The sequence below is a fragment of the Klebsiella sp. MISC125 genome (assembly GCF_051131775.1).
Classification (GTDB): Bacteria; Pseudomonadota; Gammaproteobacteria; order Enterobacterales; family Enterobacteriaceae; genus Klebsiella.
On the sequence record NZ_CP180448.1, the window covers coordinates 523,632 to 549,453 of the forward strand.

At 53.0% G+C, this 25,822-nt stretch carries 26 protein-coding genes; 15 read left to right on the forward strand and 11 right to left on the reverse strand.

Features of this window, described 5'->3' with window-relative positions:
- Positions 1 to 16: 16 nt before the first annotated feature.
- On the reverse strand, positions 17 to 343 hold the full coding sequence (gene nirD / locus ACMYSL_RS02380) for a nitrite reductase small subunit NirD (RefSeq protein WP_112214756.1): 327 nt from the start codon (positions 341 to 343) through the stop codon (positions 17 to 19).
- Positions 340 to 2,883, reverse strand: a complete 2,544-nt coding sequence (gene nirB, locus ACMYSL_RS02385) for an NADPH-nitrite reductase large subunit (protein WP_304253834.1) — start codon at positions 2,881 to 2,883, stop codon at positions 340 to 342. Before nirB ends, nirD begins: the two co-directional genes overlap by 4 nt.
- 241 nt (positions 2,884 to 3,124) lie before the next feature.
- On the opposite strand from nirB, the gene ACMYSL_RS02390 reads away from it, so the two are divergent.
- Entirely contained in the window at positions 3,125 to 4,447 is a 1,323-nt protein-coding gene (locus tag ACMYSL_RS02390; RefSeq protein ID WP_434661299.1) for a cytosine deaminase, read from the forward strand.
- Between the two features lie 5 nt (positions 4,448 to 4,452).
- On the opposite strand, the gene tsgA is transcribed toward ACMYSL_RS02390, so the two are convergent.
- Complete coding sequence (gene tsgA, locus ACMYSL_RS02395) at positions 4,453 to 5,628, reverse strand: MFS transporter TsgA (RefSeq protein ID WP_434661300.1); 1,176 nt, start codon at positions 5,626 to 5,628, stop codon at positions 4,453 to 4,455.
- A gap of 277 nt (positions 5,629 to 5,905) precedes the next feature.
- On the opposite strand from tsgA, the gene ppiA reads away from it, so the two are divergent.
- The 3 genes from ppiA to argD all read left to right on the forward strand — a co-directional run bounded on the left by ppiA (position 5,906) and on the right by argD (position 8,465).
- Complete coding sequence (gene ppiA / locus ACMYSL_RS02400; protein WP_110274978.1) at positions 5,906 to 6,475, forward strand: peptidylprolyl isomerase A; 570 nt, start codon at positions 5,906 to 5,908, stop codon at positions 6,473 to 6,475.
- Between the two features lie 115 nt (positions 6,476 to 6,590).
- Complete coding sequence (gene pabA / locus ACMYSL_RS02405; RefSeq protein ID WP_182235117.1) at positions 6,591 to 7,154, forward strand: aminodeoxychorismate synthase component 2; 564 nt, start codon at positions 6,591 to 6,593, stop codon at positions 7,152 to 7,154.
- Positions 7,155 to 7,244: 90 nt separating this feature from the next.
- Positions 7,245 to 8,465 (forward strand): bifunctional acetylornithine/succinyldiaminopimelate transaminase, encoded by a 1,221-nt coding sequence (argD, locus tag ACMYSL_RS02410; RefSeq protein WP_182235116.1) that lies wholly within the window; start codon positions 7,245 to 7,247, stop codon positions 8,463 to 8,465.
- Here argD and ACMYSL_RS02415 read toward each other — a convergent pair.
- On the reverse strand, positions 8,455 to 10,533 hold the full coding sequence (locus ACMYSL_RS02415; RefSeq protein ID WP_182235115.1) for a YccS/YhfK family putative transporter: 2,079 nt from the start codon (positions 10,531 to 10,533) through the stop codon (positions 8,455 to 8,457). The two genes, argD and ACMYSL_RS02415, sit on opposite strands and share 11 nt — an antisense overlap.
- Before the next feature lie 51 nt (positions 10,534 to 10,584).
- On the reverse strand, positions 10,585 to 11,217 hold the full coding sequence (gene crp / locus ACMYSL_RS02420) for a cAMP-activated global transcriptional regulator CRP (protein WP_000242758.1): 633 nt from the start codon (positions 11,215 to 11,217) through the stop codon (positions 10,585 to 10,587).
- A gap of 304 nt (positions 11,218 to 11,521) precedes the next feature.
- On the opposite strand from crp, the gene ACMYSL_RS02425 reads away from it, so the two are divergent.
- On the forward strand, positions 11,522 to 11,926 hold the full coding sequence (locus ACMYSL_RS02425) for an OsmC family protein (RefSeq protein WP_004106401.1): 405 nt from the start codon (positions 11,522 to 11,524) through the stop codon (positions 11,924 to 11,926).
- 55 nt (positions 11,927 to 11,981) lie between these two features.
- Here the strand turns inward: ACMYSL_RS02425 and ACMYSL_RS02430 are convergent, their stop codons facing one another.
- The 4 genes from ACMYSL_RS02430 to ACMYSL_RS02445 form a co-directional block, all read right to left on the reverse strand.
- Entirely contained in the window at positions 11,982 to 12,851 is an 870-nt protein-coding gene (locus ACMYSL_RS02430; RefSeq protein WP_110274982.1) for a phosphoribulokinase, read from the reverse strand.
- Positions 12,852 to 12,887: 36 nt separating this feature from the next.
- On the reverse strand, positions 12,888 to 13,106 hold the full coding sequence (locus ACMYSL_RS02435) for a YheU family protein (protein ID WP_110274983.1): 219 nt from the start codon (positions 13,104 to 13,106) through the stop codon (positions 12,888 to 12,890).
- Complete coding sequence (locus tag ACMYSL_RS02440; protein WP_249421905.1) at positions 13,103 to 14,062, reverse strand: hydrolase; 960 nt, start codon at positions 14,060 to 14,062, stop codon at positions 13,103 to 13,105. Before ACMYSL_RS02440 ends, ACMYSL_RS02435 begins: the two co-directional genes overlap by 4 nt.
- Positions 14,063 to 14,205: 143 nt before the next feature.
- On the reverse strand, positions 14,206 to 14,925 hold the full coding sequence (locus ACMYSL_RS02445; RefSeq protein WP_434661302.1) for an NUDIX hydrolase: 720 nt from the start codon (positions 14,923 to 14,925) through the stop codon (positions 14,206 to 14,208).
- Between the two features lie 191 nt (positions 14,926 to 15,116).
- Between ACMYSL_RS02445 and prs the strand changes: the two genes are divergently transcribed.
- Together prs and ACMYSL_RS02455 are read left to right on the forward strand one after the other, a co-directional pair.
- Positions 15,117 to 15,977, forward strand: coding sequence for a ribose-phosphate diphosphokinase (gene prs, locus ACMYSL_RS02450; RefSeq protein WP_434661304.1), 861 nt, complete (start codon positions 15,117 to 15,119; stop codon positions 15,975 to 15,977).
- A gap of 13 nt (positions 15,978 to 15,990) precedes the next feature.
- Positions 15,991 to 17,481, forward strand: a complete 1,491-nt coding sequence (locus tag ACMYSL_RS02455; RefSeq protein ID WP_434661306.1) for a nicotinate phosphoribosyltransferase — start codon at positions 15,991 to 15,993, stop codon at positions 17,479 to 17,481.
- A gap of 64 nt (positions 17,482 to 17,545) precedes the next feature.
- On the opposite strand, the gene ACMYSL_RS02460 is transcribed toward ACMYSL_RS02455, so the two are convergent.
- Positions 17,546 to 19,450 carry an ABC transporter ATP-binding protein gene (locus tag ACMYSL_RS02460; protein WP_434661307.1) on the reverse strand — a complete coding sequence of 635 codons (1,905 nt, stop codon included), beginning with the start codon at positions 19,448 to 19,450 and terminating at the stop codon, positions 17,546 to 17,548.
- Between the two features lie 175 nt (positions 19,451 to 19,625).
- Here ACMYSL_RS02460 and kefG point away from each other — a divergent pair, with 175 nt between their 5' ends.
- The 4 genes from kefG (at position 19,626) to slyD (ending at position 22,867) form a co-directional block, all read left to right on the forward strand.
- Complete coding sequence (kefG, locus tag ACMYSL_RS02465) at positions 19,626 to 20,186, forward strand: glutathione-regulated potassium-efflux system ancillary protein KefG (protein WP_142513304.1); 561 nt, start codon at positions 19,626 to 19,628, stop codon at positions 20,184 to 20,186.
- The gene (kefB, locus tag ACMYSL_RS02470) at positions 20,173 to 21,978 is read left to right on the forward strand and encodes a glutathione-regulated potassium-efflux system protein KefB (RefSeq protein ID WP_182235110.1); all 1,806 of its coding nucleotides are present in this window, start codon (positions 20,173 to 20,175) and stop codon (positions 21,976 to 21,978) included. The genes kefG and kefB overlap by 14 nt, the downstream gene beginning before the upstream one ends.
- 12 nt (positions 21,979 to 21,990) lie before the next feature.
- Positions 21,991 to 22,191: a YheV family putative zinc ribbon protein gene (locus ACMYSL_RS02475; protein ID WP_110274993.1), complete on the forward strand. Its 201-nt coding sequence runs from the start codon at positions 21,991 to 21,993 to the stop codon at positions 22,189 to 22,191.
- 94 nt (positions 22,192 to 22,285) lie between these two features.
- A complete protein-coding gene (gene slyD, locus ACMYSL_RS02480) occupies positions 22,286 to 22,867 on the forward strand; it encodes a peptidylprolyl isomerase (RefSeq protein ID WP_434661308.1) in 582 nt (193 codons plus the stop codon).
- Positions 22,868 to 22,925: 58 nt separating this feature from the next.
- On the opposite strand, the gene ACMYSL_RS02485 is transcribed toward slyD, so the two are convergent.
- Positions 22,926 to 23,144 (reverse strand): protein SlyX, encoded by a 219-nt coding sequence (locus ACMYSL_RS02485; protein WP_110274997.1) that lies wholly within the window; start codon positions 23,142 to 23,144, stop codon positions 22,926 to 22,928.
- A 222-nt stretch (positions 23,145 to 23,366) separates the two neighbouring features.
- On the opposite strand from ACMYSL_RS02485, the gene fkpA reads away from it, so the two are divergent.
- From fkpA to tusC, 4 genes are all read left to right on the forward strand, one after another.
- Positions 23,367 to 24,185, forward strand: coding sequence for an FKBP-type peptidyl-prolyl cis-trans isomerase (gene fkpA / locus ACMYSL_RS02490; RefSeq protein ID WP_110274999.1), 819 nt, complete (start codon positions 23,367 to 23,369; stop codon positions 24,183 to 24,185).
- 166 nt (positions 24,186 to 24,351) lie between these two features.
- Positions 24,352 to 25,074 (forward strand): helix-turn-helix transcriptional regulator, encoded by a 723-nt coding sequence (locus ACMYSL_RS02495; protein WP_110275001.1) that lies wholly within the window; start codon positions 24,352 to 24,354, stop codon positions 25,072 to 25,074.
- The gene (tusD, locus tag ACMYSL_RS02500; RefSeq protein ID WP_181484674.1) at positions 25,074 to 25,460 is read left to right on the forward strand and encodes a sulfurtransferase complex subunit TusD; all 387 of its coding nucleotides are present in this window, start codon (positions 25,074 to 25,076) and stop codon (positions 25,458 to 25,460) included. The genes ACMYSL_RS02495 and tusD overlap by 1 nt, the downstream gene beginning before the upstream one ends.
- On the forward strand, positions 25,460 to 25,819 hold the full coding sequence (gene tusC, locus ACMYSL_RS02505) for a sulfurtransferase complex subunit TusC (protein WP_112214738.1): 360 nt from the start codon (positions 25,460 to 25,462) through the stop codon (positions 25,817 to 25,819). Before tusD ends, tusC begins: the two co-directional genes overlap by 1 nt.
- Positions 25,820 to 25,822: the final 3 nt, after the last annotated feature.

Consider the following 25,822-nt stretch of genomic DNA (forward strand, 5'->3'; position numbering starts at 1 on the left):
GCCTCCCGTTAATCTATTAACCGCGTAGCTGCACGACGCCGTCTTTCACTCGGGCTTCATAGTGCGCCACCGAATGGCTTTCATCTTCCAGACACAGGCCATCGCGCAGGCGGAAACGCTGTTTTTTCAGCGGACTGGCAACCCACAGCTCGCCCTGATGCTCTGCAATCAGTCCACGGGACAGGACGCTGGACTCAAAGAACGGGTCGATGTTGCTGATCGCAAAAACCTGGTCGCCGTGATAAGGGCGGAAAATTGCCACTTGTTTATCACCTAACAGCGCGCAGACGCCGGTTTCCGGCACGATGTCATCGAGTTTGCAGATATTTTTCCACTGGCTCATGCGTTTTCCTCCACCAGAGTTACCGGGATGCGTTCGTACGGCGTAGCCGGGCGATGCTGTTCACGTTCAGGAACCACCTGGACGTTCGGATCGCGCTTGTCGCTGTTGATGAAGTGCTTGAAGCGAACCTGGGCGGCTGGTGTGTTGACGGTTTCCGTCCACTCGCATATCACCGCTTCGCGCAGGCGGGCCATCTCTTCTTCCAGATGCTCGTTCAGACCCAGCTTGTCGTCGATGATGACCGATTTCAGGTATTCAATGCCGCCTTCCATGTTATCTAACCACGGCGCGGTACGGGTCAGTTTATCGGCCGTACGGATGTAGAACATCATGAAGCGGTCGAGGTATTTCATCAGCGTTTCACGGTCCAGATCCGCCGCCAGCAGATCGGCATGGCGCGGTTTCATCCCGCCATTACCGCAGACGTACAGGTTCCAGCCTTTTTCTGTCGCGATGATGCCGACGTCTTTACCCTGGGCTTCCGCACATTCACGGGTACATCCGGAAACGCCAAACTTCATTTTGTGCGGGGTGCGGATGCCTTTATAGAGGTTTTCCAGCTCGACGCCGAAGCCGACGCTATCGCCCACGCCGTAGCGGCACCAGGTGCTGCCTACGCAGGTTTTCGCCATACGCAGCGCTTTGGCATACGCGTGACCCGTTTCGAAGCCTGCGTCGATCAGCTGACGCCAGATTTCCGGTAGATCGTCTTTTTGCGCACCGAACAGGCCAATACGTTGAGAACCGGTGATCTTGGTGTACAGATTAAATTCACGGGCGATACGACCGACGGCCACCAGGCCTTCTGGCGTGATTTCGCCACCGGCAGAGCGAGGGATAACAGAGTAGGTACCGTCTTTCTGGATGTTCGCCAGGAAGTTGTCGTTGGTATCCTGCAGCGGGGTATGCTGCGGTTTGAGAATATATTCGTTCCAGCAGGAGGCCAGCAGGGAGCCAACGGTTGGCTTACACACTTCGCAGCCGTAGCCTTTGCCGTGTTTCGCCAACAGTTCTTCAAAGGTTTTGATGCCTTCCACGCGGATGAGGTGGAACAGTTCCTGGCGAGAGTACGCGAAGTGCTCACACAGGTTGTTGTTCACTTCGATGCCTTGTTTCGCCAGCTCGGCGTTGAGCACCTGGGTTACCAGCGGAATACAACCGCCGCAGCCGGTACCCGCTTTGGTTTCCGCTTTCAGCGCCGCCACGGTGTGGCAGCCTTTATTGATGGCGGAGATCAGCATGCCTTTAGTAACGTCGAAGCAGGAGCAGATCTGCGCGCTGTCCGGCAGTTTATCCACGCCGATGGACGGCTTACCGCTGCCCGCGTGGGCTGGCAGGATCAGTGAGTCCGGGTTTTCCGGCAGTTCAATCGCGTTGAGAACCAACTGCAGTAGGTTGCCGTAATCGCTGGTGTCGCCCACCAGTACCGCACCGAGCAGCGTTTTGTTATCCGGGCTGACGATCAGACGTTTGTAGACTTCTTTGCTTTCATCAAGATAAACGTAGCTACGTGCGCCCGGCGTACGACCATGGGCATCGCCGATACCGCCAACGTCAACGCCCAGCAGCTTCAGCTTGGCGCTCAGGTCCGCACCTTCAAAGGCGTTTTCCGTTTCGAGGATATGATCAGCGGTCACCTGTGCCATTTTATAGCCAGGAGCAACCAGACCATAAACGCGATTGTTCCAGCTGGCACATTCGCCGATGGCGTAGATATCCGGATCGGACGTCTGGCAACGGTCGTTAATTACGATACCGCCGCGCTGGGCGACTTCCAGACCGCATTGGGTGGCTAGCTTATCGCGTGGGCGAATACCGGTTGAGAAAACGATAAAATCGACTTCCAGTTCGCTACCGTCAGCAAAACGCATGGTTTTACGCGCTTCGGTACCTTCCTGGACGATCTCTTTGGTATTTTTGCTGGTGTGCACGCGCACGCCCATGCTTTCAATTTTGCGACGTAACTGCTCGCCGCCCATCTGATCGAGCTGTTCAGCCATCAGCATAGGAGCGAATTCAATCACGTGGGTTTCAACGCCGAGGTTTTTCAGCGCGCCCGCAGCTTCCAGACCTAACAGGCCGCCGCCGACTACCGCGCCGCGTTTGCTGCGACGGGCACAGGACTCAATGGCGTTGAGATCTTCAATAGTGCGATAGACAAAACAGTCCTGGGTTTCGGAACCTTTAATCGGTGGGATCCACGGATAGGAGCCGGTCGCCATGATCAGCTTGTCATAAAATACGGTACGACCCGCGCTGGAGTGGATAACCTTCTCCTGGCGATTGATGGTGATAGCGCGTTCGCCAATCAGCACCTTAACGCCGTGCTTCTCGTAAAAACCTTCTCGTACCAAAGAGAGCTCTTCAGCGGTATGGTGAGAGAAGTAGGAGGAGAGGTGTACGCGGTCGTAGGCGATACGGGGTTCTTCACAGAAGACGGTAATATCAAAATTGGCAGCGTCGGATTTATCAAGAAGATCCTCAATAAAGCGATGGCCGACCATACCATTACCAATAATAGCGAGTCTGACTTTGCTCATATTTGCCTCGATTTCTTTTATATTACCGCCTACCTTAACGATTCAGCCAAGACACTTATTGATGCAAATCAATTACACCTTTACCTACTACTTAAGTGGTATATTTTTGATTTGTCAGCATTTTTATAAGTCTTGGAAAACACTAACTTTTCCTTTTTGCTTTTTTTGTGTACAAAATCAGCAGAAGAAACCGGCATAAGGCTGAGTGAATTTTTAGCAATGTTTAACGAGGGTCATCGGTATGACAGCAGCGTCGCTTTGGTTGATTGAGAACGTTCGCCTACCCGATCGCGAAGGTCTTTGGCAGATAGCGATAGACAAGGGGCGCTTCGGGGATATAACCCCTATGGGCGAGGCGCGCAATGAGAGTTATGAGGTGCTGAATGCGCGCGGTGGATTGGCTATTCCCCCTTTTATTGAACCGCATATCCACCTCGATACCACCCAAACCGCCGGAGAGCCTAACTGGAATCAGTCCGGGACTCTGTTTGAAGGTATTGAGCGCTGGGCAGAGCGTAAGGCTTTACTGAGCCATGAAGATGTTAAAGCTCGCGCATGGAAGACGCTGAAATGGCAAATTGCTAACGGCATCCAGTTTGTGCGTACCCACGTCGACGTTTCCGACCCTACGCTCACCGCACTCAAAGCGATGCTGGAGGTGAAAAAGGAGGTTGCGCCGTGGATTGAGCTGCAAATAGTCGCCTTTCCTCAGGAGGGGATTTTATCCTACCCCAACGGTGAGGCTCTGCTGGAGGAGGCACTGCGTCTGGGGGCTGACGTGGTGGGCGCGATCCCGCATTTTGAGTTCACCCGTGAATACGGCGTGGAATCTCTACATATCGCATTTCGCCTGGCGAAGCAGTATCAACGGCCTCTGGATATCCATTGTGATGAAATCGATGATGAGCAGTCACGATTTATCGAAACCGTGGCTGCTCTGGCGCTGAAAGAGGGAATTGGGCCACGCGTTACCGCCAGCCATACCACCGCCATGCACTCCTATAATGGCGCTTACACCTCGCGGCTCTTTCGCCTGCTGAAACTTTCCGGCATTAACTTCGTGGCTAATCCGCTGGTTAATATCCACCTCCAGGGACGTTTTGATGACTATCCGAAGCGCCGTGGTATTACCCGCGTGAAGGAACTGATGGCGGCGGGGATTAACGTCTGCTTTGGTCATGATGATGTGTTTGACCCGTGGTATCCGCTGGGTACCGGCAACATGTTGCAGGTGCTGCATATGGGGCTGCACGTTTGCCAGATGATGGGTTATCAACAGATTAACGACGGGCTGAAACTGGTGACGGAAAACAGCGCACGGACGTTTGGCCTGAGCGATTACGGCATTGTGCCCGGAAATCCGGCGAATCTGGTGATTCTTCCTGCGGAGAATGGTTTTGAAGCCGTGCGCTGCCAGGTGCCAGTACGTTGGTCAATTCGTCAGGGGAGAGTCATCGCCACGACGCAATTAGCGCAGACCTGGGTGCAGACGGACAAGGGCGGGGAAGAGCTATTCTTTACCAAAAACAACCCCTTTGCCGGAACAAAGGGGTCTGAGGATTAGTGAGATTACGCCGCTGCGTTGTTCTGGCGGTGGCGGGAAACAAAGCCGAGGATCACGCACATCACAAATACCACGGCATAGAGGCCGTTAGCGGTATGCAGCGCTGCCAGCGGACCGCTGGCAGCGACGATTGGGCCGGTAACCACAAAGGTCAACATGGTGCCGACGGTACCGCAGGTGAGAATGAAGTTCACCAGCTTTGGCGATGATACTCTGGTCTGCTGCGAGCCCAGCGTAATAATAGAGGTGTAGATTGCGCTTGAGAAGAAGCCGAGGGTCAGGATAAACCACGGCATATGCTCCGGTGAACCGTTAATAAACAGATACATCAGGACCGTCGCCGCGCCTGCCAGCACGGTCAGAATACGTTGCAGGTCAAAGAAGCGCAGGATAAAGCTGAATGACCACATGCCAATCATGTACGACATCCAGAAATCACTCACCAGCTTACCCCCATCACCCAGGCTCATGCCCAGACTTTTGGCGTATTCCGGCACCCAAGAGATAAAGCCCAACTGGCCGAGGATGTAACAGAGTGCGGCAATGGAGAGAAACAGCACGCCGATACCCCATTTCTCTTTTGCTACCGGCTGGCTGTCCAGCGGCGCTTTTTTACCTAATACCGGGAATTCACAGCCGAAAGTCAGTACGAAAATAGCCACATAAACCAGACCGATGCAGGCATAGACCCAGTACCACTCGATGCTTCGTGCCAGCAGGTATGCGGCAAGCATCGGGAAAATCATGCCCGCCATGCTGAAGAAGGAGTCGGTGAACAGCAGGCGCGCGCCGCGCTGACGACCTTCATAAATATGGGTGATCAGGAAGGTACCAATCGACATGGTGATCCCGCTGACCAGCCCAAGTACGAACATTGAGGCAGAGAACAGCGCCAGGCTATGACTAAACATCAAACCTGCGACGGCGAGTACCATCAAGATAAAGCCAAAGCGCAGTTGGGTTTTCAGCGGAACGATTTCCATCAGCCAGGCATTCAGGAAGATAGAAATCAGGATACCGGCGTTGAGGAAGGTAAAGGTGTTGCTCATACTGGAAACGGGCAGATGGAAATAATCTGCGATGTTTCCCATCACCATCCCGGTGACGATCACCAACGCGCCGGTCAGGGCGTAGGAGAAGAAGCTGATCCATGTGAGCTTGATACGGTTGCTGTTAGTCATGACTGGCCTGTGAATAGAAATGTATAGCGCGTTGACTCTGCGCCGGGCGGACAGATTTTATTCGTTTGCGTGATGTAATTAAATGTTTATTCTGAAATGTAGATCTTTTTGCACGAATAAATGTGATTGAAATCACATTTAATTATTTGATGGATTAATGATTGCGTCGTAACAAGTGTTTCAGCTAAGTAAAATTAGGTAAAAGGCTGGCCCAGGATGCAAAGGCTCTTTAGAATCAAGGCACTCGCTTTTTATTCTGCTCCGTTAAGGAATTTCCATGCTCAAATCAACTCTCGTGGCGGTGGCTGCCGTTTTCGCCTTTTCAGCATTTTCCCCGGCCATGGCGGCGAAGGGCGACCCTCATGTGTTGCTGACCACCTCTGCGGGCAATATTGAGCTTGAGCTGAATAGCCAGAAGGCACCCATTTCGGTAGATAACTTCCTGAAGTACGTCAACAGTGGTTTCTATAACAACACCACCTTTCACCGTGTGATCCCGGGCTTTATGGTGCAGGGTGGCGGCTTTAACGAGCAGATGCAGCAAAAGCAACCTAACCCGCCGATTAAAAACGAAGCGGACAACGGCCTGCGTAATACCCGTGGAACCATCTCCATGGCGCGTACTGCCGATCAGGACAGCGCGACCAGCCAGTTCTTTATCAACATTGCAGATAACGCTTTCCTCGACCACGGCCAGCGTGATTTTGGCTATGCGGTCTTCGGCAAGGTCGTGAAAGGAATGGACGTTGCGGATAAGATTTCTCAGGTACAGACCCATAACGTTGGGCCTTATCAAAATGTTCCGTCTAAACCGATTGTTATCCTGTCGGCGAAAGTGCTGCCGTAAAATATGTCTCCTGCGCGGGCACCAAGCCCGCGCTGCTTTCTCCCGCCAGATAAAGTGATAAGCGAAACCCGAGAATCTGCGTAGAATACCCCGGTTTGTAACTTCCGGAGCCGCCATGATCCTGCTTATCGACAACTACGATTCTTTCACCTGGAATTTATATCAGTACTTCTGCGAGCTGGGAGCGGAAGTCCTTGTCAGGCGTAATGATGAGTTGACGTTGGAGGAGATTATCGCGCTGGCGCCGGAGAAAATCGTTATTTCGCCGGGCCCCTGTACCCCTGATGAATCAGGGATTTCGCTGGCGGTGATTCGCCACTTTTCCGGCAAGACTCCGCTCCTGGGCGTCTGCCTTGGTCATCAGGCTATCGCGCAGGTTTTCGGCGCGACCATCGTGCGGGCTGCCAAAGTGATGCATGGTAAAACGTCTCCTGTCATTCACAATGGGCAAGGGGTGTTTGCTGGGTTGAATAATCCACTCATCGTTACTCGCTACCACTCCTTATTGATCGATCCCCCAACGCTACGGGAATGCTTTGAGATCACCGCCCGCAGCGAAGAGGGCGAGATCATGGGGATTCGCCATCGCGAGTTTGATCTCGAAGGCGTGCAGTTTCACCCGGAGAGCATTCTTAGCGAGCAGGGGCATCAACTGCTGGCAAACTTCCTCAATCGTTGATTTGTAGTTGCCATTGATTGATTTTTTATGCATATTTTGTGATTAGATTATCATAATCATTGCTGCATAACGAAGAAGGATGGGCATGACATGGCAACTGAACAACCGGCAATCACCCGCGCCACATTCGATGAGGTCATTTTGCCGATTTATGCACCGGCAGAATTTATTCCGGTGAAGGGCAAGGGCAGCCGCGTATGGGATCAGCAGGGCAAAGAGTACGTTGATTTCGCAGGCGGTATTGCCGTGACCGCGCTCGGTCATTGCCATCCGGCGCTGGTGGCGGCACTGCATGAGCAGGGCGAAACTCTGTGGCATACCAGTAACGTGTTTACCAACGAACCGGCCCTGCGCCTGGGACGTAAGCTGGTCGATGCGACTTTTGCCGATCGCGTGGTGTTTATGAATTCCGGGACGGAAGCTAACGAAACCGCGTTCAAGCTGGCGCGTCATTACACCGTGACTCGCCATAGCCCGTATAAAACCAAAATCATCGCCTTCCACAATGCGTTCCATGGTCGTTCGCTGTTCACCGTCTCCGTAGGCGGTCAGCCGAAATACTCCGATGGCTTTGGCCCGAAACCGGCTGATATCGTTCACGTGCCGTTTAACGATTTACACGCGGTAAAAGCCGTCATGGACGATCATACCTGCGCGGTAGTGGTAGAACCGATTCAGGGCGAGGGGGGCGTGACTGCGGCGACGCCTGAATTCCTGCAAGGGTTGCGTGAACTGTGCGATCAGCACCAGGCACTGTTAGTGTTTGATGAAGTGCAGTGCGGTATGGGGCGTACGGGCTCGCTGTTCGCTTATATGCACTACGGCGTGACGCCGGATATTCTGACCAGCGCTAAGGCGCTTGGCGGTGGCTTCCCGATTAGCGCGATGCTAACCACTCATGAAATCGCCAGTGCTTTCCATGCCGGATCTCATGGTTCAACCTACGGCGGGAATCCGCTGGCCTGCGCAGTGGGCGGGGCGGCGTTCGATCTGATTAACACGCCAGAAGTATTGGATGGTGTGAGTGCGAAGCGTGAGCTGTTTGTTAAACATCTCCAGCAGATTGACGCGCAGTTCGATTTGTTTAGCGATATCCGCGGAATGGGGTTGCTAATCGGTGCTGAGCTTAAGCCGCAGCATCAGGGCCGGGCGCGCGACTTCCTTTATGCTGCCGCAGACGCTGGCGTGATGGTGCTTAACGCCGGGCCTGACGTCATGCGCTTTGTGCCGTCGCTGGTGATTGACGATAGCGATATTGCCGAAGGAATGGCGCGCTTTGCCCAGGCAGTTGAGCGTGTGCTTAGCGCTTAGTGGTGCGTAGCCAGATGCCATGATGCGGACGCTGACGCCATGCTACCGACGAAATGGTGTGCATGGTGTTCAGGTGACCCAGAATGCGCTGCAGATGCTGTTCCATGGTACTGAGCGGGCCGCGAGGGACTTCCGCATCCTGGGCCTCCATAATATTCACATCTCCAGCGCTCCCCGGTCCATCTGAATCCAGCCGTTGCTGACAGCGCTGTAGCGCAATTTCACAGGACTCCAGATAACGCTGAGCTAGATCCGGCGTCAGCATATTGTGCTCGCGCGCCAGGGTGGTCATCGCATTGATGTGCTCAACAATGAACTGGCTATGGGTTACCCACAGCTTCATATCTTCCAGATAGTGCGAATTAAAGCCCGGTTCCTGCATCGCCTGATTGAGTGAGTTAAACAGCGCATTGTGCGCCTGATTAACGCGCATTCGCTGATAGGCCAGCGCCGGAGCCTGGTGATCGTCGCTAAGAATGAGCCGGATCGCTTCCTGATCGGCTTCCAGCGCGTCGTGGGCATTTTTGCGTAGCAGACCGCTTTGCCACTGCGGCCATAGCCAAACCATCCCACCAAAAGCGATCAGACAGCCAATAAGCGTGTCGATTAATCTGGCGATGATAAACTGCTCACCGTTTAGCGTGAGTAATTGCAGGGTATAAACCGCCGTGACGGTAAAACCAACCATTGCCCAGCCGTAGTTCTTACGAATAATCAGGTAGCTTAGCAGCGTGATGAAGAGCATGGCGGTCAGCGTATAGCCTTCAGGCACGTGGAAGTGTAGCGTCAGTCCGGCGATCACCAGTCCGGCAATCGTTCCAGCCGCCCGGTGAACAATGCGCACCCGCGTCGCGCCGTAGCCGTTTTGCGTCACGAACAGCACAGTCATCAGGATCCAGTAGGGTTTCGGCAGATGCAGTGCGCTGCCCATCAGGCTGGCGGCGCTCAGCATTACGCTGATGCGCGCGGCGTTGCGTAACGCCGGAGATTTAAACGACAGGTAGCTTTTTAGCGCTGGCAGCAGGGGTAAACGTCGGGTTTTATCCGCCATCAAGTTGCGCGTGTACAGAGGACGCTGGGTACGCAGAACCCTGGCGATACGGCTGAAGTGCCAGGCGCAGAACTGGCCGACCGGGTTATCCGGATGTTGCCAGGCAATTTTTTCCAGCGCGCCGATCTGTTTATCCATCTGAAAACGCTGTGGGTAACGATGGTAGAGAAGATCGTCCGCCAACTCACGCAGGCGGGCGGCAACGGTTTGCGCATTCCAGCGAATCACTGCTTCTGCGTGACTGCGTTCCACCAGTTTCTGCACTTCTTCCGGCTGATGCAGGCTAACGGAGATATGTTCCTGTAAATCCAACCCCACCTGAAAAGCGCGCAACAGACGTTTGTGGTCGTTGCGTTGATTGGCCGCCAGCATATGCATCTGCTGGTAACACTGGGTAATCAGATCAACCACTTTCTGCTGGCGGTTAAGTAGCGGCGGCAGCGAGGTGGCCGGGTCCGTATGCTGGGTCAGCAGGCTGTATTTGGCCTCGCAATAGTTAGCCAGTTCGCGGTAGAGCAGGCTCAGCGACTCGCGCAGCGGTTGTTCGCGCCATAGCCAAAACCAGAACCAGTTAAAGACGCCATACCATAAGGTGCCGAGCGCGTAGATTAGCAGTGGCTCCCACACCGGCATGTTGCCCGCAAGGCTGAGGGTAAAAATGGCGGCAATAAGTGAAGCAGGCAGTAGTCGCGCGTGCAGTGAACTGATTTCGGCAGTCACCCCAAGGATTAGCGCCAGACCAGTGAGAATCAGCGGTAGAGGGATCTCGCGTTGCAGCAGGAGCTGGACAATCAGGCTACAGCCAGCAAACAGGCAACCGCCAATAATCAGGCGTTTAAAGAAGCGCTTATGTGGTGTGTCCAGACCGGCAATGTTGCAACAGGCTGGTACCAGGGAAAACAGTAAGCCCTGCTGTAAATGTCCGAGAAGAAGTCCGATTGCGACCGGCAGACACAACACCAGCGTTTGCCGCAGTGCGTAGTTGACTTCCGGGTGGTAAATCAGCCTGCGCCACATGAGGGGGAAACAAAAACGGCGTATTGCTATGCAATACGCCGTTTTGCCGACTTAACGGGTACCGTAGACGACGATAGTTTTACCGTGCGCGGAGATCAGGTTTTGATCTTCCAGCATTTTCAGGATACGACCAACGGTTTCGCGGGAGCATCCAACGATCTGACCGATTTCCTGACGGGTAATTTTAATTTGCATACCGTCCGGGTGGGTCATCGCATCAGGCTGTTTTGCCAGGTTCAGCAGCGTCTGGGCGATACGACCCGTCACGTCGAGGAAGGCGAGGTTACCGACTTTCTCTGACGTAACCTGCAGGCGACGTGCCATTTGCGAAGAGAGACGCATCAGGATGTCCGGGTTAACCTGGATCAACTGACGGAATTTTTTGTAGGAGATTTCGGCCACTTCACATGCGGTTTTCGCACGTACCCATGCACTACGTTCCTGACCTTCTTCAAACAGGCCTAATTCACCGATGAAATCGCCCTGGTTGAGGTAAGAGAGGATCATCTCTTTACCTTCTTCATCCTTGATGAGTACAGCCACGGAGCCTTTAACGATGTAGTACAACGTTTCTGCTTTCTCACCCTGGTGGATCAGCGTGCTCTTTGAGGGGTACTTATGAATGTGGCAATGAGACAAGAACCATTCAAGGGTAGGGTCTGTTTGCGGTTTGCCAAGCACCATGCGCGGTTATCCTCTGTTATAAGCTATCTCCAGATGCCGACACTACACGGCATCCGGGCATGCAATCGTATTAAATCCCTATACCTGGGAATCTGGCTGAAAATTTCCTGCAGCCTGTAATGTGAACTCCTCAGCATACATGCAGTGCATCAATGTATTACTGTAGCATCCCGATTGTTTTAGCATAGCTTTCGCCGCGTGTCTCCTGGTGTCTCGCTTCAGCATGACCTAGGTCGCCTTCCGTTGCGAGAATTGTTATGTGCGCGTAATCTGTCAGGAAAATTACAGCCCTGGAGTTAAATTTATGCAAGCGCGAGTGAAATGGGTTGAAGGGTTAACCTTCATTGGTGAGTCGGCTTCTGGTCACCAGATTCTGATGGACGGTAATTCCGGGGATAAAGCGCCTAGCCCGATGGAAATGGTGTTGATGGCGGCGGGCGGATGTAGCGCAATTGACGTGGTTTCTATCCTGCAGAAGGGACGCCATAACGTCACTAACTGCGAAGTTAAGCTGACTTCTGAGCGTCGCGAGGAAGCACCGCGTCTGTTTACCCATATCAATCTGCATTTTATCGTGACCGGTAAAGAGCTGAAAGATGCTGCCGTTTCTCGCGCAGTTGACCTATCGGCGGAAAAATATTGCTCGGTGGCGCTGATGCTGGAGAAAGCGGTAAACATAACTCACTCTTATGAAGTGATCGAGGGATAAGCCGAACGGCGCGAACTCGTCGCCCCGGCATGCGCTGCGCTACCGGGGTTTTTTGTTAATTGATTTTCCTGCCTTCCATTAGCCGCTCGACCAATGGCGCCATGATGAGCTCCATGGCCAGCCCCATTTTCCCTCCCGGCACCACTAGCGTGTTCATATGCGAGATAAACGAGCCCTGAAGCATCGCCAGTAGCCAGGGGAAATCGATATTCTGTAAGTTGCGGAAATGGATAACGACAAAGCTTTCATCAAGCGATGGGATTGCTTTGGCTGCAAATGGATTGGACGTATCCACCGTAGGTACGCGCTGGAAGTTGAGGTGAGTGCGTGAAAACTGCGGGGTGATGAAGTTGATGTAATCTTCCATCGAGCGAACGACGGAATCCATCACCGCTTCACGAGAGTGGCCGCGTTCGCTGGTATCGCGGATAAGCTTCTGGATCCACTCCAGGTTAACGATCGGCACAACCCCAACCAACAGATCAACATGGTCAGCGACGTTGTGCTGGGGCGTGACAACTCCGCCGTGCAGGCCTTCATAAAACAGCACGTCAGTGGGTTCAGGCAGCGACTGCCAGGGAGTGAAGGTGCCAGGAACCTGATTCCACGGCACGGCTTCATCATAGGTGTGTAAATACTTGCGTGACTGACCTGTACCGTTCAGCCCGTATTCTCTGAAAGTCTGCTCCAGCAGGCCGAAATCGTTAGCCTCGGGACCGAAGTAGCTGATGTGTTTGCCCTGATCTCGCGCTTTGCGGATCGCCATGTCCATTTCCGGGCGGGTGTAGCGGTGAAAGCTATCGCCTTCCACTTCGGCGGCGTGGAGGTTTAGTTGGGCGAATATTTTGCGAAAGGCGAGGCTGGTGGTCGTGGTTCCCGCGCCGCTAGAGCCCGTGACGGCAATCACCGGATGTTTGGCAGACATAACAACTCCCAGGGTAAACGATAGTGTGATGCCGCCTTAGCCGTGAAACTGCTTGCGGGGCATAATATTGACCGTCTCGTGCAGCTCTGACCACACCAGCGCGGCTTCTCCGCTTTTCAGCTGTTGTTTGACATCGGCGACTTTATCCGCCAGCGAACGTTCATGCTCACCATAATCGGTGCCTTCGCGTAATACAAAACTTTCAATCAGGTTATCCAGCGTTTCGGGATCGAGATCCTGCCAGGGAATAATCATATTTGCCCTCCTAACCAGCGAGTTAGCCAATCCGGGATTCGCTGTTCTAACCACATTTCCGGCTTGCGCAGCGTACCACCGACAAAACCAACATGGCCGCCATGCTCTGTAAGTTGATACTCGACATTTGCCGGTAGCTGTTCTTGCGGCGGGATGGAGTGGTGATCCATAAAAGGATCGTCCTTCGCATGAATAATCAGCGTTGGTTTAGTGATGTCGCTTAAGCGCGGCATCGCACTACACTGGCGATAGTAGTCTAGCGCATCGGCAAAACCGTGGATCCTGGCGGTGATGCTATCGTCAAATTCGCGGATGCGACGCATACCTTTTAGCTGGCGTAAATCAACCGGCAAAGAGCCCGGATAAGCTTTCAGCTTACGCGCGGCATTCGCCTTCAGCAGATTGAGCAGATAACGCTGATAAACGCGGGAAAACCCCTTATCCATATGAGAACTACAGGCTTCCAGCATAAACGGCGCTGAGACGATAACGGCAGCATCGACAGGAATATCGTCACCTTCTTTCGCCAACAGGCAGCCCAGCATATTGCCCCCGAGCGAGTAACCCACAGCTGCAGTTGGCACGTCGCCGTATTCGCGCTGAAGCCAACGTAAAAACCAGGAGCCGTCTTCCGTTTCGCCTGAATGATAGATGCGGTTATTTCGGTTGGGTTCGCCGCTACAGCCGCGAAAATGCATCACCACGCCCAGCCAGCCGCGCTGCATGGCCGCGTGGACGAGTCCGTGAGCATAAGGGCTGTGCAGGCTGCCCTCAAGACCATGAAACACCACCAATCGCGGTTTATGACGAGCCTGAGATGGTTCTTCGCTCCACGCCAGATCGACAAAGTCGCCATCCGGTAATTCAAGACGCTGCCAGTGTGGAGTGAAACGTAGCTTGCGACGGATTAGCCGCGGCAACATGGTTTGCAAATGACGATTGCCAACGCCGCGCATCGGGTGAAACTGCTGCGAGTCGTCTTCGGGGGGCGTCATTTCTGTGGGAGTGATATCAACCATAGCACCAGAGCAATTAATAATCTTTATACATACTATACCGCGCATGAAGTGCGCAGGTTAGCCAATATGTGGTCTTGTGGCTAATCGGTAAGCAGATTGCGTGAGAAAAGATGAATATCCACTCCAGGCTTACGCCGCCACAGGCGGGCCTTTCTTGTGCCTGTCGCCATGCTCTCACCTGTCTCTTCAAACATCCCTGACGCTTCAAAACGGCGAATCAGGCTTTTACGCTGTATGGATTGACCGAGGATTATCTCCGTCGCTTCCTGTAGCTGGCCATGGGTGAAGGTCTCCGGCAAGCAGTAAACGGGCAGTAAAGAATACATGGTCTTTTGCCTTAAGCGATGCAGAGCGGCGGCGATGATTTTCTGGTGATCAAACGCCAGGGAATAGTCGGCAAGCCTGGCAATTGGCACCCAACGGGCATCGTTGACGCTGGCGATATGCGGTTCGCAGTCTGCCCAGGCAATTAGTGCAAACCAGGTGACGGTCAGGCTCCAGCCGCGCGGGTCGCGATCGGGCCCGGAAAAAGTGTCCAGCTGTTCCAACCATGAAGGGAAAACCCCGGTTTTCTCAGTGAGCTTACGCATCGCGGTGGCGCGGGTGGAGTCATCGCGCGCCATATCAATAAAGCCGCCGGGCAATCCCCAATACCCTTTCTGCGGGTGGTTTGCCCGCTCTACCAGCAGGACGCACAGCGCTTGTTGATGAAGCGTGAATAACACGCTATCCACCGTCACCAGAGGGGAGGGAAAGCGGCTGGCATCATATTGATTCAAATAGTCGGCTTCGGTGTTCATAGGCTACTCGCGATGATTTGGAACGCCCATCAGTGTACCAGCCCGACACTGAGCAGCAAGGCTGCGTTTTTTATTATTATTTATCAGTAGATTACCTTTTCAGGGAAATAATACATTTTTATGCTTGCTTAATATGTGTCTTAAGGACATTATTAATTATGTCGAAGGGACATAATTGTGAGGGGAGAGTGATGAGTATGAAATTGACGTTAACCCTGGATAACCAGACTTACACTATCGCCAACGGTGTTTTTCCTGATGGCGCTGTCTGGCTGAAGGTGACTAATCCGTTGCCATCCTCTGCCCGCCTGATGTGCATTCGCGCTGCTGCGATGCGGGATATGAACGACTTTATGTTGCTTGCGCAACTGGTGGACGCGGTCCGTCACCAGACCGATGTGCTGGTCAGCCACCTCGAACTACCCTGGCTACCGTGGGCGCGTCAGGACCGACATATGGTTGCTGGTGACAGTTTTGCGTTGAGAGTCTTTGCTACTCAACTTAACACGCTGAAGTTCGATAAGGTGAAAGTGCTTGATCCTCACAGCGACGCTGCGGCGGCGGCAATAGATAACTTTGTGGCGATTCCACAGGAGAGGTGCTTGTTGCAGAGTACGACTCTATGCCATCGGTTTCAGCAAAAGGCGCTAATGCTGGTGGCGCCAGATGCGGGGGCGCTGAAAAAAATTGATGCCGTCGCCAGAGCAACAGGCGTCTCGGAGTACGCCATTCTGAGCAAAAAGCGTGATGTGGCAAGCGGCAACCTGACAGGCTTTGCGCTGGTTGCGGGTGATGTCAGGGGCAGGGATCTGCTGATTGTTGACGATTTATGCGACGCCGGCGGCACCTTTATCGGTTCGGCGCAGGTGCTGCGCGATGCTGGTGCCCGCAGCGTCAGCTTGTATGTGACACACGGCATTTTTTCAAAAGGCGTTGAACATCTGCTGAACAACGGCGTTGATGCCATCTATACCACCACTTCTTTGGCTGCTCCGACGCTGGCACATCCGCAGCTTGAACTTATCGACATTGACGCGATCTACTGCGCTTAAGGGAGAAATCATCATGAAAATTAACCCTATTCTGGCTATTGATGGCTACAAAGTTTCTCACCGTGCGCAATATCCCCAGGGTACGACTCGGGTCTATTCTAACTTCACTCCGCGTAGCGATCGTTTTTTTCAGTCGCCGTTGGCAGATGGCAAGCTAGTGTTTTTCGGTCTGCAGGGATTTTTGCAGTGGTTCCTTGTCGAGCAGTTCAACGAGGCATTTTTTGCTCGTCCGGAAGATGAAGTGGTGAACGAATATAAGCAGGTCATGGATAGTTATCTTGGTCGCGATGCGGTCTCGGTGGATCATATTCGCGACCTACATCGTCTGGGCTATCTGCCGCTGCACATTAAATCGCTGGATGAAGGTACAAAAGTGCCGATGAAGGTGCCGGTATTGACCATCATTAATACGAAAGAAGAATTTTTCTGGCTGGTGAATTACCTGGAAACGGTGCTTTCGGCAGAGCTTTGGAAGGCATCCACCAATGCCACTATTGCCCATCACTATCGCAAAATCTGCGAACGCTGGGCGGAAAAGACCTGTAGCGATCTGACCCATCTCGATTTTCAGTGTCACGATTTTTCATTTCGCGGTATGGCCGGATTGCAGGATGCCGCCCAGGCGGGGTGTGGGCATTTGTTAAGCTTCAAGGGGACAGATAGCATTCCGGCACTGCTCTATGCCCGCGATTACTATACCGAAAGTGAAGACTATTTTATCGGCGCCAGCATTCCGGCGACTGAGCATAGTGTGATGTGTATGGGGGAGCGTGAGCATGAGATAGAAACCTTCCGTCGTCTGATTGCCGATATTTATCCGCAGGGATTTGTTTCTATCGTCTCCGATACCTGGGATTACTGGCGGGTACTGAGTGAATTTACCCGCGAACTCAAGGGGAGCATTATGCAGCGCCAGGGACGGGTTGTGTTCCGCCCGGATAGCGGTGATCCGGTTGAGATCCTATGCGGTACTGCTGCTAGCGATGATGTACGTACTGAACGAAGTGTAGAAGAGAAAGGCTCTGTCGAGGTGCTGTGGGAGATTTTTGGCGGCACAATAAATGATAAAGGCTACAAGGTATTGGATCCCCATGTGGGCCTGATTTACGGTGATTCCATTACTCTCGCCAGAGCCGATGAGATCATGCGTCGTCTGGAAGCGAAGGGTTTCGCCAGTTCTAATGTGGTGTTCGGCGTGGGCTCCTTTACCTACCAGTATAATACGCGCGATACCTTTGGTTTTGCGATGAAAGCAACCTGGGGGGAAGTCAGTGGCGAAGGGCGAATGATTTTCAAAGAGCCAAAAACGGACAATGGCCTGAAACGTTCGGCCCGCGGTCTTTTACGGGTTGAGCGCGATGCTCTGGGAGAGCTGCAGCTGCATGATGAACAAACTCTGGAGCAGGAGCTGCAGGGAGAGCTAAAAACTCGCTTCCTCGATGGCAAAGTGTTCCGCCGCGAACATCTTGAACAGATACGCGCCCGGTTGGCAGCGCAGCGTTAAGCCTCGGTGAGAGGTATTAAAAAAGGCGGGTTATCCCGCCTTTTGTGCCGTTAGCTATCAGACATTAGCCTTCCTGCAGCATTTGCTCCAGCTGTTCCTGGGCGTCCAGCCAGGCCATTTCACACTCTTCAAGCCCGGACTTTGCATTGGCTTGTTGCTGTAAACATTCGGTAAGCTCTGCTTTGCGGCTTTGGTCGTATAAGCCGCTGTCGCCCAGCTTCTCTTCCGCCTGCGTTAGACTAGCGTTCAGTTTCTCCATCTCTTTTTCCAGGCGAGCAATCTCTTTACGCAGCGGTTGGGTTTGCGTGCGCAGCTCGGCTTCCCGGCGTTTTTGATCTTTACGCGCTTGAGCGCTGTTGGCGCTCTCTTTTGATTCTTCTGACGCCTGGCTTTCCTGCTTTTGCGAGTCGCTTAGCCATTGCTGATAATCTTCCAGATCGCCGTCAAAAGGCTCGACTTTACTGTCGTGCACCAGATAGAGGTCGTCAGTGGTGGAGCGAATCAGATGGCGGTCGTGCGAGACCACCACCAGTGCGCCTTCAAAATCAATCAGCGCTTCGGTTAAGGCCTGGCGCATATCGAGATCGAGGTGGTTAGTCGGTTCATCAAGCAGCAGCAGGTTTGGCCGCTGCCAGACGATTAACGCCAGCACCAGGCGCGCCTTTTCACCGCCGGAGAAGCGCTGTGTCTCTTCATTGACCTTGTCGCTTTGAAAACCAAAGCCGCCGAGATAGTCGCGCAGCTTCTGTTCCAGCACCTGCGGAGCCAGACGGGCCAGATGCTGCAGCGGGGATTCGTCAGCGCGCAGGAACTCAAGCTGATGCTGAGCGAAGTAGCCAAGTTTGATTCCCTTCGCCAGGCCAATCTCACCGCGTAGCGGCTGTAACTCACCGGCCAGCAGTTTTATCAGCGTCGATTTACCGGCACCGTTGCGCCCCAGCAGACCGATGCGTGAACCCGGAACCAGGTTCAGCTTGATCGAGTCGAGAATCACTCGCTCGCCATAACCGGCGCTGACCTTTTCCATCTTCAGTAGCGGGTTCGGCAGGCTTTCCGGTGCGCGGAAGCTAAAATGGAACGGATTATCGACGTGGGCCGGTGCGATAAGCTCCATGCGCTCAAGCATCTTGATACGACTCTGCGCCTGCTTAGCTTTGGTAGCCTGCGCACGGAAGCGATCGATATAGCTTTGCAAGTGAGCGACGCGCAATTGCTGGCTTTCGTATGTTGCCTGTTGCTGTGCCAAGCGGGTGGCGCGCTGTATCTCAAATGAGCTGTAGTTGCCCGTATACTCGAACATTGACTGCTGCTCGATATGAATAATCTTGTCGATGATGGGGTCAAGGAAATCGCGATCGTGAGAGATCAAAATCAGGGTGCCGGCATAGCCTTTGAGCCACTTTTCCAGCCAGATGACCGCATCGAGGTCAAGGTGGTTGGTCGGTTCATCAAGTAGCAGCAGGTCAGAGCGACAAATTAGCGCCTGTGCCAGATTAAGGCGCATACGCCAGCCACCGGAAAAGTCGCTTACCGGCTGCTCCAACTGCTCATTACTGAAACCCAGACCATGCAACAGACTGGCCGCGCGCGAACGTATGGTCCAGGCGTCGACAGCGTCGAGTTTACCGTGCACCGTCGCGATGGCGTGACCGTCATTACGTTCATTGGCCAGGTTTAAATCGGCCTCAAGCTGGCGAAATTCGCGGTCGCCATCAATGACATAATCAATGGCTGGTTGCGGTAACGCCGGGGTTTCCTGGTTAACCCACGCCAGCTGCCAGTTGCCAGGAAAAGTCATAGTGCCACCATCGGCGCTAATCTCGTTTTTCAAAAGCGAAAGCAGGGTGGATTTACCGCAGCCGTTTTTGCCCACCAGACCGACTTTTTGCCCAGGGTTGATGGTGGCGGTTGCGTTATCCAGCAGGACGCGTACGCCGCGACGAATTTGTAACGAGGAGAAAACAATCATAAGGCGCCGTATGTTCTGATTATGTTAATTTGTCATTATGATAATGTAGTGTGGAGCGAATCGCTCAACCGGGCCGCAATGGTAGCCCAAAATGAAGACGATACACAAAGTCATTCTGGTTGCGTCGGGACGCAGCCGCTGCACAGGCCGCCAGAAGACGTTCGGGAGGGGAAAGATGTCTCAGACAGCGAAGGTTTTGCTGCTGTATGCCCACCCAGAATCTCAGGATTCCGTGGCCAACCGGGTTTTGCTTGAACCGGCCTTACAGTTGTCGAATGTCACCGTGCACGATCTCTACGCGCACTATCCAGATTTTTTTATCGATATTGCCTGGGAGCAGGAGTTACTGCGTCAGCATGAGGTGATCGTTTTCCAGCATCCGCTATATACCTGGAGTTGCCCGGCATTGCTGAAAGAGTGGCTGGACAGGGTGTTAAGCCGCGGCTTTGCCAGCGGAGCCGGGGGAAACCAACTGGCGGGAAAGTACTGGCGGAGTGTGATTACCACTGGTGAGCCGGAGAGCGCCTATCGGCGGGATGCCCATCGCTATCCGATGAACGACATCCTGCGCCCTTTTGAACTAACCGCTGGCATGTGCAGAATGCACTGGATGAGCCCTATTATCGTCTACTGGGCGCGGCGGCAATCCCCCAACGACTTGAAAAGCCACGCGCGCGCCTATCGCGACTGGTTGGCTAACCCTATAACGGCAGGAGGTTCAAATGGCGGGAGCTGATCTACTGCTGGCGGGGGTGTTGTTTCTGTTTGCCGCCGTGGTTGCGGTACCCTTGGCGGCGAGGCTGGGGATTGGTGCCGTTCTGGGGTATCTGCTGGCCGGTATTGCCATTGGCCCGTGGGGATTGGGTTTTATTAGCGATGTCGATGAAATTCTTCATTTCTCAGAGTTAGGCGTTGTTTTCCTGATGTTTATCATCGGGCTAGAGCTGAATCCGGCCAAGCTCTGGCGGTTAAGAAGCTCAATTTTCGGCGTAGGCGCTGCGCAGGTCGCCCTGAGTGCGCTCATTCTTGGCGGTTTGCTCATGCTTAGCGACTTCTCATGGCAGGCCGCAGTGGTTGGCGGAATTGGGTTGGCGATGTCTTCAACCGCCATGGCGCTACAGCTCATGCGTGAGAAAGGGATGAGCCGCAGCGAATCCGGACAGTTAGGTTTCTCCGTATTGCTGTTCCAGGATCTGGCAGTTATCCCTGCTCTTGCGCTGGTTCCTCTACTTGCTGGCTCGGGCGATGATCATTTTGATTGGGCTACTGTGGGGATAAAGGTCCTGGCCTTCGGTGGGATGCTGGTCGGTGGGCGCTACCTACTGCGACCGGTTTTCCGTTTTATCGCTGGTTCCGGTGTGCGAGAGGTTTTTACCGCTGCGACCCTGCTGTTGGTACTCGGATCGGCGCTATTTATGGATGCGCTCGGCTTATCGATGGCTCTGGGGACGTTTATCGCGGGCGTACTGCTGGCAGAGAGCGAGTATCGTCATGAACTAGAAATCGCCATTGAGCCGTTTAAAGGGCTGCTGCTCGGATTGTTCTTTATTTCCGTTGGTATGGCGCTGAATCTCGGAGTGCTGTACACCCATCTGCTATGGGTTATCGCCAGCGTCGCAATACTGGTCGCGGTGAAAGGAGGAGTCCTGTATCTGCTGGCGCGAGTTTACGGCTTACGTAGCTCGGAGCGCATGCAGTTTGCAGGCGTTCTAAGCCAAGGGGGAGAGTTCGCCTTTGTGTTGTTTTCGATGCCCGCTTCGCTTCGTTTGTTTCAAAACGATCAGATGGCGCTGCTGTTGGTCACAGTGACATTGTCGATGATGACCACGCCGCTGCTGATGACGCTAATCGATAAAGTGCTTTCGCGGCGGTTTAATCAGCCTGAAGAAGAGGATGAGGCTCCGTGGGTTGAGGATGATAAACCACAGGTCATTATCGTCGGCTTTGGGCGTTTCGGGCAGGTGATTGGCCGCCTGCTGATGGCGAATAAAATGCGCATTACGGTGCTGGAGCGCGACATCAGTGCGGTAAACCTGATGCGTAAATACGGCTATAAAGTCTACTTTGGCGACGCGACGCAGCTCGAACTGCTGCGTGCAGCGGGGGCTGAGGACGCACAATCGATAGTGATCACCTGTAACGAGCCAGAGGATACGATGAGGCTTGTGGAGATGTGCCAGCAGCATTTTCCGCATCTGAATATTCTGGCGCGAGCTCGGGGACGCGTTGAGGCGCATGAGCTTTTGCAGGCTGGAGTGGCGCAATTTTCGCGCGAGACGTTCTCCAGTGCGCTGGAGTTGGGGCGTAAAGCGCTTATCTCTATAGGTATGCATCCACACCAGGCACAGCGTGCGCAACTGCACTTTCGTCGCCTCGATATGCGAATGCTGCGTGAGTTAATGCCGGTGCATACTGATACCCTGCAGATATCCCGCGTGCGTGAAGCCAGGCGCGAGCTGGAAGAGATCTTTCAGCGAGAGATGCAAAAAGAGAGCAGGCAGTTAGACGGCTGGGATGAGTTTGAATAAAAGGTAAATAATATGGCGGTGCGTAAACGTTTTATTGCCGGTGCGAAATGTCCGGCGTGCCAGGCTCTGGATTCGCTGGCAATGTGGCGTGAAAATAATGTCGATATTGTTGAATGCGTTAAGTGCGGCCACCAGATGCGTGAGGCTGATAAGGAAGTTCGCGATCATGTTCGCAAAGAGGAGCAAGTGATAGGCATTTTTCATCCGGACTAGCGTTATCTATCGGCTTTTTTTAAGCTAGAGGGTACACGGCTGCAGAATTCCGCTACAATCTGCGCCACTATTCTTCCCTTGCTCAGGAGATATCATGAAAGTAGCAAAAGACCTGGTGGTCAGCCTGGCCTATCAGGTACGTACAGAAGACGGTGTGTTGGTTGATGAGTCTCCGGCAAGCGCGCCGCTGGACTACCTGCATGGTCACGGCTCCCTGATTTCCGGCCTGGAAAATGCGCTGGATGGTCACGTAGTGGGCGACAAGTTTGATGTAGAAGTCGGCGCTAACGACGCGTACGGACAGTACGATGAAAACCTGGTTCAGCGCGTTCCTAAAGACGTTTTCATGGGTGTTGATGAACTGCAGGTAGGCATGCGCTTCCTGGCAGAAACCGACCAGGGCCCGGTACCGGTTGAAATCACTGAAGTGGGTGATGAACACGTTGTTGTTGACGGTAATCACATGTTGGCTGGCCAGAATCTGAAGTTCAATGTTGAAGTTATCGCGATTCGCGAAGCAACGGCTGAAGAACTGGAGCACGGTCATGTCCACGGCGCGAATGGACACGATCATGACCATGACCACGATCATGACGGTTGCTGCGGTGGCCACGGCCATGACCACGAACATGGTAAAGGTGGTTGCGGCGGCAATGGCGGTTGCGGTTGCCACTAATTCCATCGCATTAGCGTTCTGGAATAAAAAAGCGGGGAAACCCGCTTTTTTTACGCCATTAGTAATGGGGCGGAGGCGTCTCTTCCGCCTGTGAGGCGATATGCGATGGTTGAGTTGCTTTTAGCTTTTCTACCATTAAGCGTAAATGTTCACGCATCCTGGCCATTTCGATCTCGTGAGCGGTGACGGTCTTGTTGAGGTCTTCAATAGTGATTTCCTGGAACGCTAACCTGCTCTCCAGTTCCGCAAGGCGAGTCTCTAAAGTGCTATCGTGCATGAGTAACCTCTTCTGTCCTATTCTGCGGTCGGATTCTACTGAAGTTTCAGCATCCGCGCAGCATCGTTGCGTGTGGCAGGAAACTAATTCATACAAAAATAGTCCTAAATGAGGCGATATTCAGGAACGTCTGTATGTAGATTTGCTCTACAACGTTCTATAGTACGTTTTTTGCTTTTTACGATAACCCTGGGGTGAGATGCCCCGGCCCTGGAGAAATGGATGAAATCACTGTTTAAAGTAACGCTGCTGGCGACCACAATGGCCGTCGCCCTGAATGCACCGCTGACCTTTGCTGCTGATACCGCAGCGAAAGCAGCACCTGCAACGGAAAGCAAATCGGCATTCAAAAATGACGATCAGAAATCTGCTTATGCGCTGGGTGCATCACTGGGACGTTACATGGAAAACTCCCTGAAAGAACAAGAAAAACTGGGTATCAAACTGGATAAAGACCAGCTGATTGCCGGCGTTCAGGACGCTTTTGCTAATAAGAGCAAACTGTCCGATCAGGAAATCGAACAGACACTGCAGACATTTGAAACTCGTGTAAAAACTGCTGCTCAGCAGAAAATGGAAAAAGATGCATCTGAAAACGATGCAAAAGGTAAAGCTTACCGCGACACCTTTGCTAAAGAGAAAGGTGTGAAAACCTCTAAATCCGGCCTGCTGTATAAAGTTGAGAAAGCCGGTACTGGCGATGCGCCTAAAGATAGCGATACTGTCGTCGTAAACTACAAAGGTACGCTGATCGATGGTAAAGAGTTTGATAACTCCTACACCCGTGGCGAGCCGCTATCCTTCCGCCTGGACGGCGTTATCCCTGGCTGGACAGAAGGTCTGAAAAATATTAAGAAAGGCGGGAAAATTCAACTGGTTATCCCACCGGACCTGGCTTACGGAAAAACTGGCGTTCCGGGAATTCCTGCGAACTCCACGCTGGTCTTTGATGTAGAGCTGCTGGATATCAAACCGGCACCAAAGGCTGATGCCAAGCCTGAAGCTGCCGCAGAAGCACCGGCCGCTGACGCCAAGAAGTAATCTGGTTTAAGCCGCCGCCTTTACAGGCGGCGGTTTTTTTATTGAGGGCAAATATAATTAAAACTGGCAAGAACCTCAGACGCTGTATTACTTTAGATAGATTAATAATGATGATGAGCCTGCCCTGACAATAACGACAGGCTCCTGAAAAGGAGTGCTTTTTTTCATGTCCAGGTCGCTTTTAACCAACGAGACCAGCGAGCTTGATTTGCTGGATCAACGTCCTTTTGACCAGACCGACTTTGATATCCTCAAATCCTATGAAGCGGTGGTGGACGGGTTAGCGATGCTCATCGGTTCCCACTGTGAAATCGTACTGCATTCGTTGCAGGACTTAAAATGTTCCGCTATCCGTATCGCCAACGGTGAACATACTGGCCGTCAAATCGGCTCGCCAATCACTGACCTTGCGCTGCGTATGCTGCACGATATGACCGGGGCCGATAGCAGCGTTTCCAAATGCTATTTTACTCGCGCCAAAAGTGGCGTGCTGATGAAGTCGGTCACGATTGCAATTCGCAACCGTGAACATAGGGTCATTGGCCTGCTGTGCATCAACATGAATCTCGATGTGCCGTTCTCGCAAATAATGAGCACCTTCATTCCGCCTGAAACGACGGAAGTGAACTCGCAGGTCAACTTTGCCTCATCGGTAGACGATCTGGTTGCGCAGACGCTTGAGTTCACCATCGAAGAGGTGAATGCCGATCGTAACGTTTCTAACAATGCTAAAAACCGCCAGATAGTCCTGAATCTTTACGAAAAAGGCATCTTTGACATCAAAGATGCCATCAACCAGGTTGCTGATAGGTTGAATATCTCTAAACACACGGTGTATCTCTACATTCGTCAGTTTAAAAGCGGAGATTTCCAGGGGCTGGATAAGTAATGCGCTTTGCGATTACGGTGACGGGGCCTGCTTACGGTACGCAGTTGGCCAGTAGCGCATTGCAGTTTGCCCATGCTGTTTTGCAGGAAGGCCATGAACTGGTCAGCATCTTTTTCTATCGCGAAGGTGTTTATAATGCAAACCAGCTATCAGCACCGGCTAGCGATGAGTTTGATCTGGTTCGTGCATGGCAATCGTTACATGACGATCACGCTGTTTCCTTGCATATCTGCGTGGCCGCGGCTTTGCGTCGAGGAGTTGTGGATCAACAGGAAGCACAACAGCTGGGATTACCAGCCTGTAATTTGCAGCCTGGATTTACGCTGAGCGGATTAGGTGCGCTGGCGGAAGCCGCGTTAACCTGCGACCGGATGGTACAGTTCTGATGAAGCGCGTAGCTTTTGTTTTTTCCTCTACTCCTCACGGCTCAGCATCCGGCAGAGAAGGGTTGGATGCACTGCTTGCAACATCCGCTCTGACGGAGGAAATTGGTGTATTCTTCATCGGAGATGGCGTGTTCCAGTTACTTCCGGGACAGCGGCCCGCAGCGGTGCTGGCACGCGACTATATCTCTACCTTCAAACTTTTATCACTCTACGATATTGAGCAATGCTGGGTATGTGCGGCTTCTGCACGTGAACGCGGCCTGAATTCTTCGACGCCATGGATCGTAGATGCCGAGTGGCTGGAGCCAGAGGCTTTACGAACCCAGCTTGACGATTTTAACGTGATACTGCGTTTTTGAGGT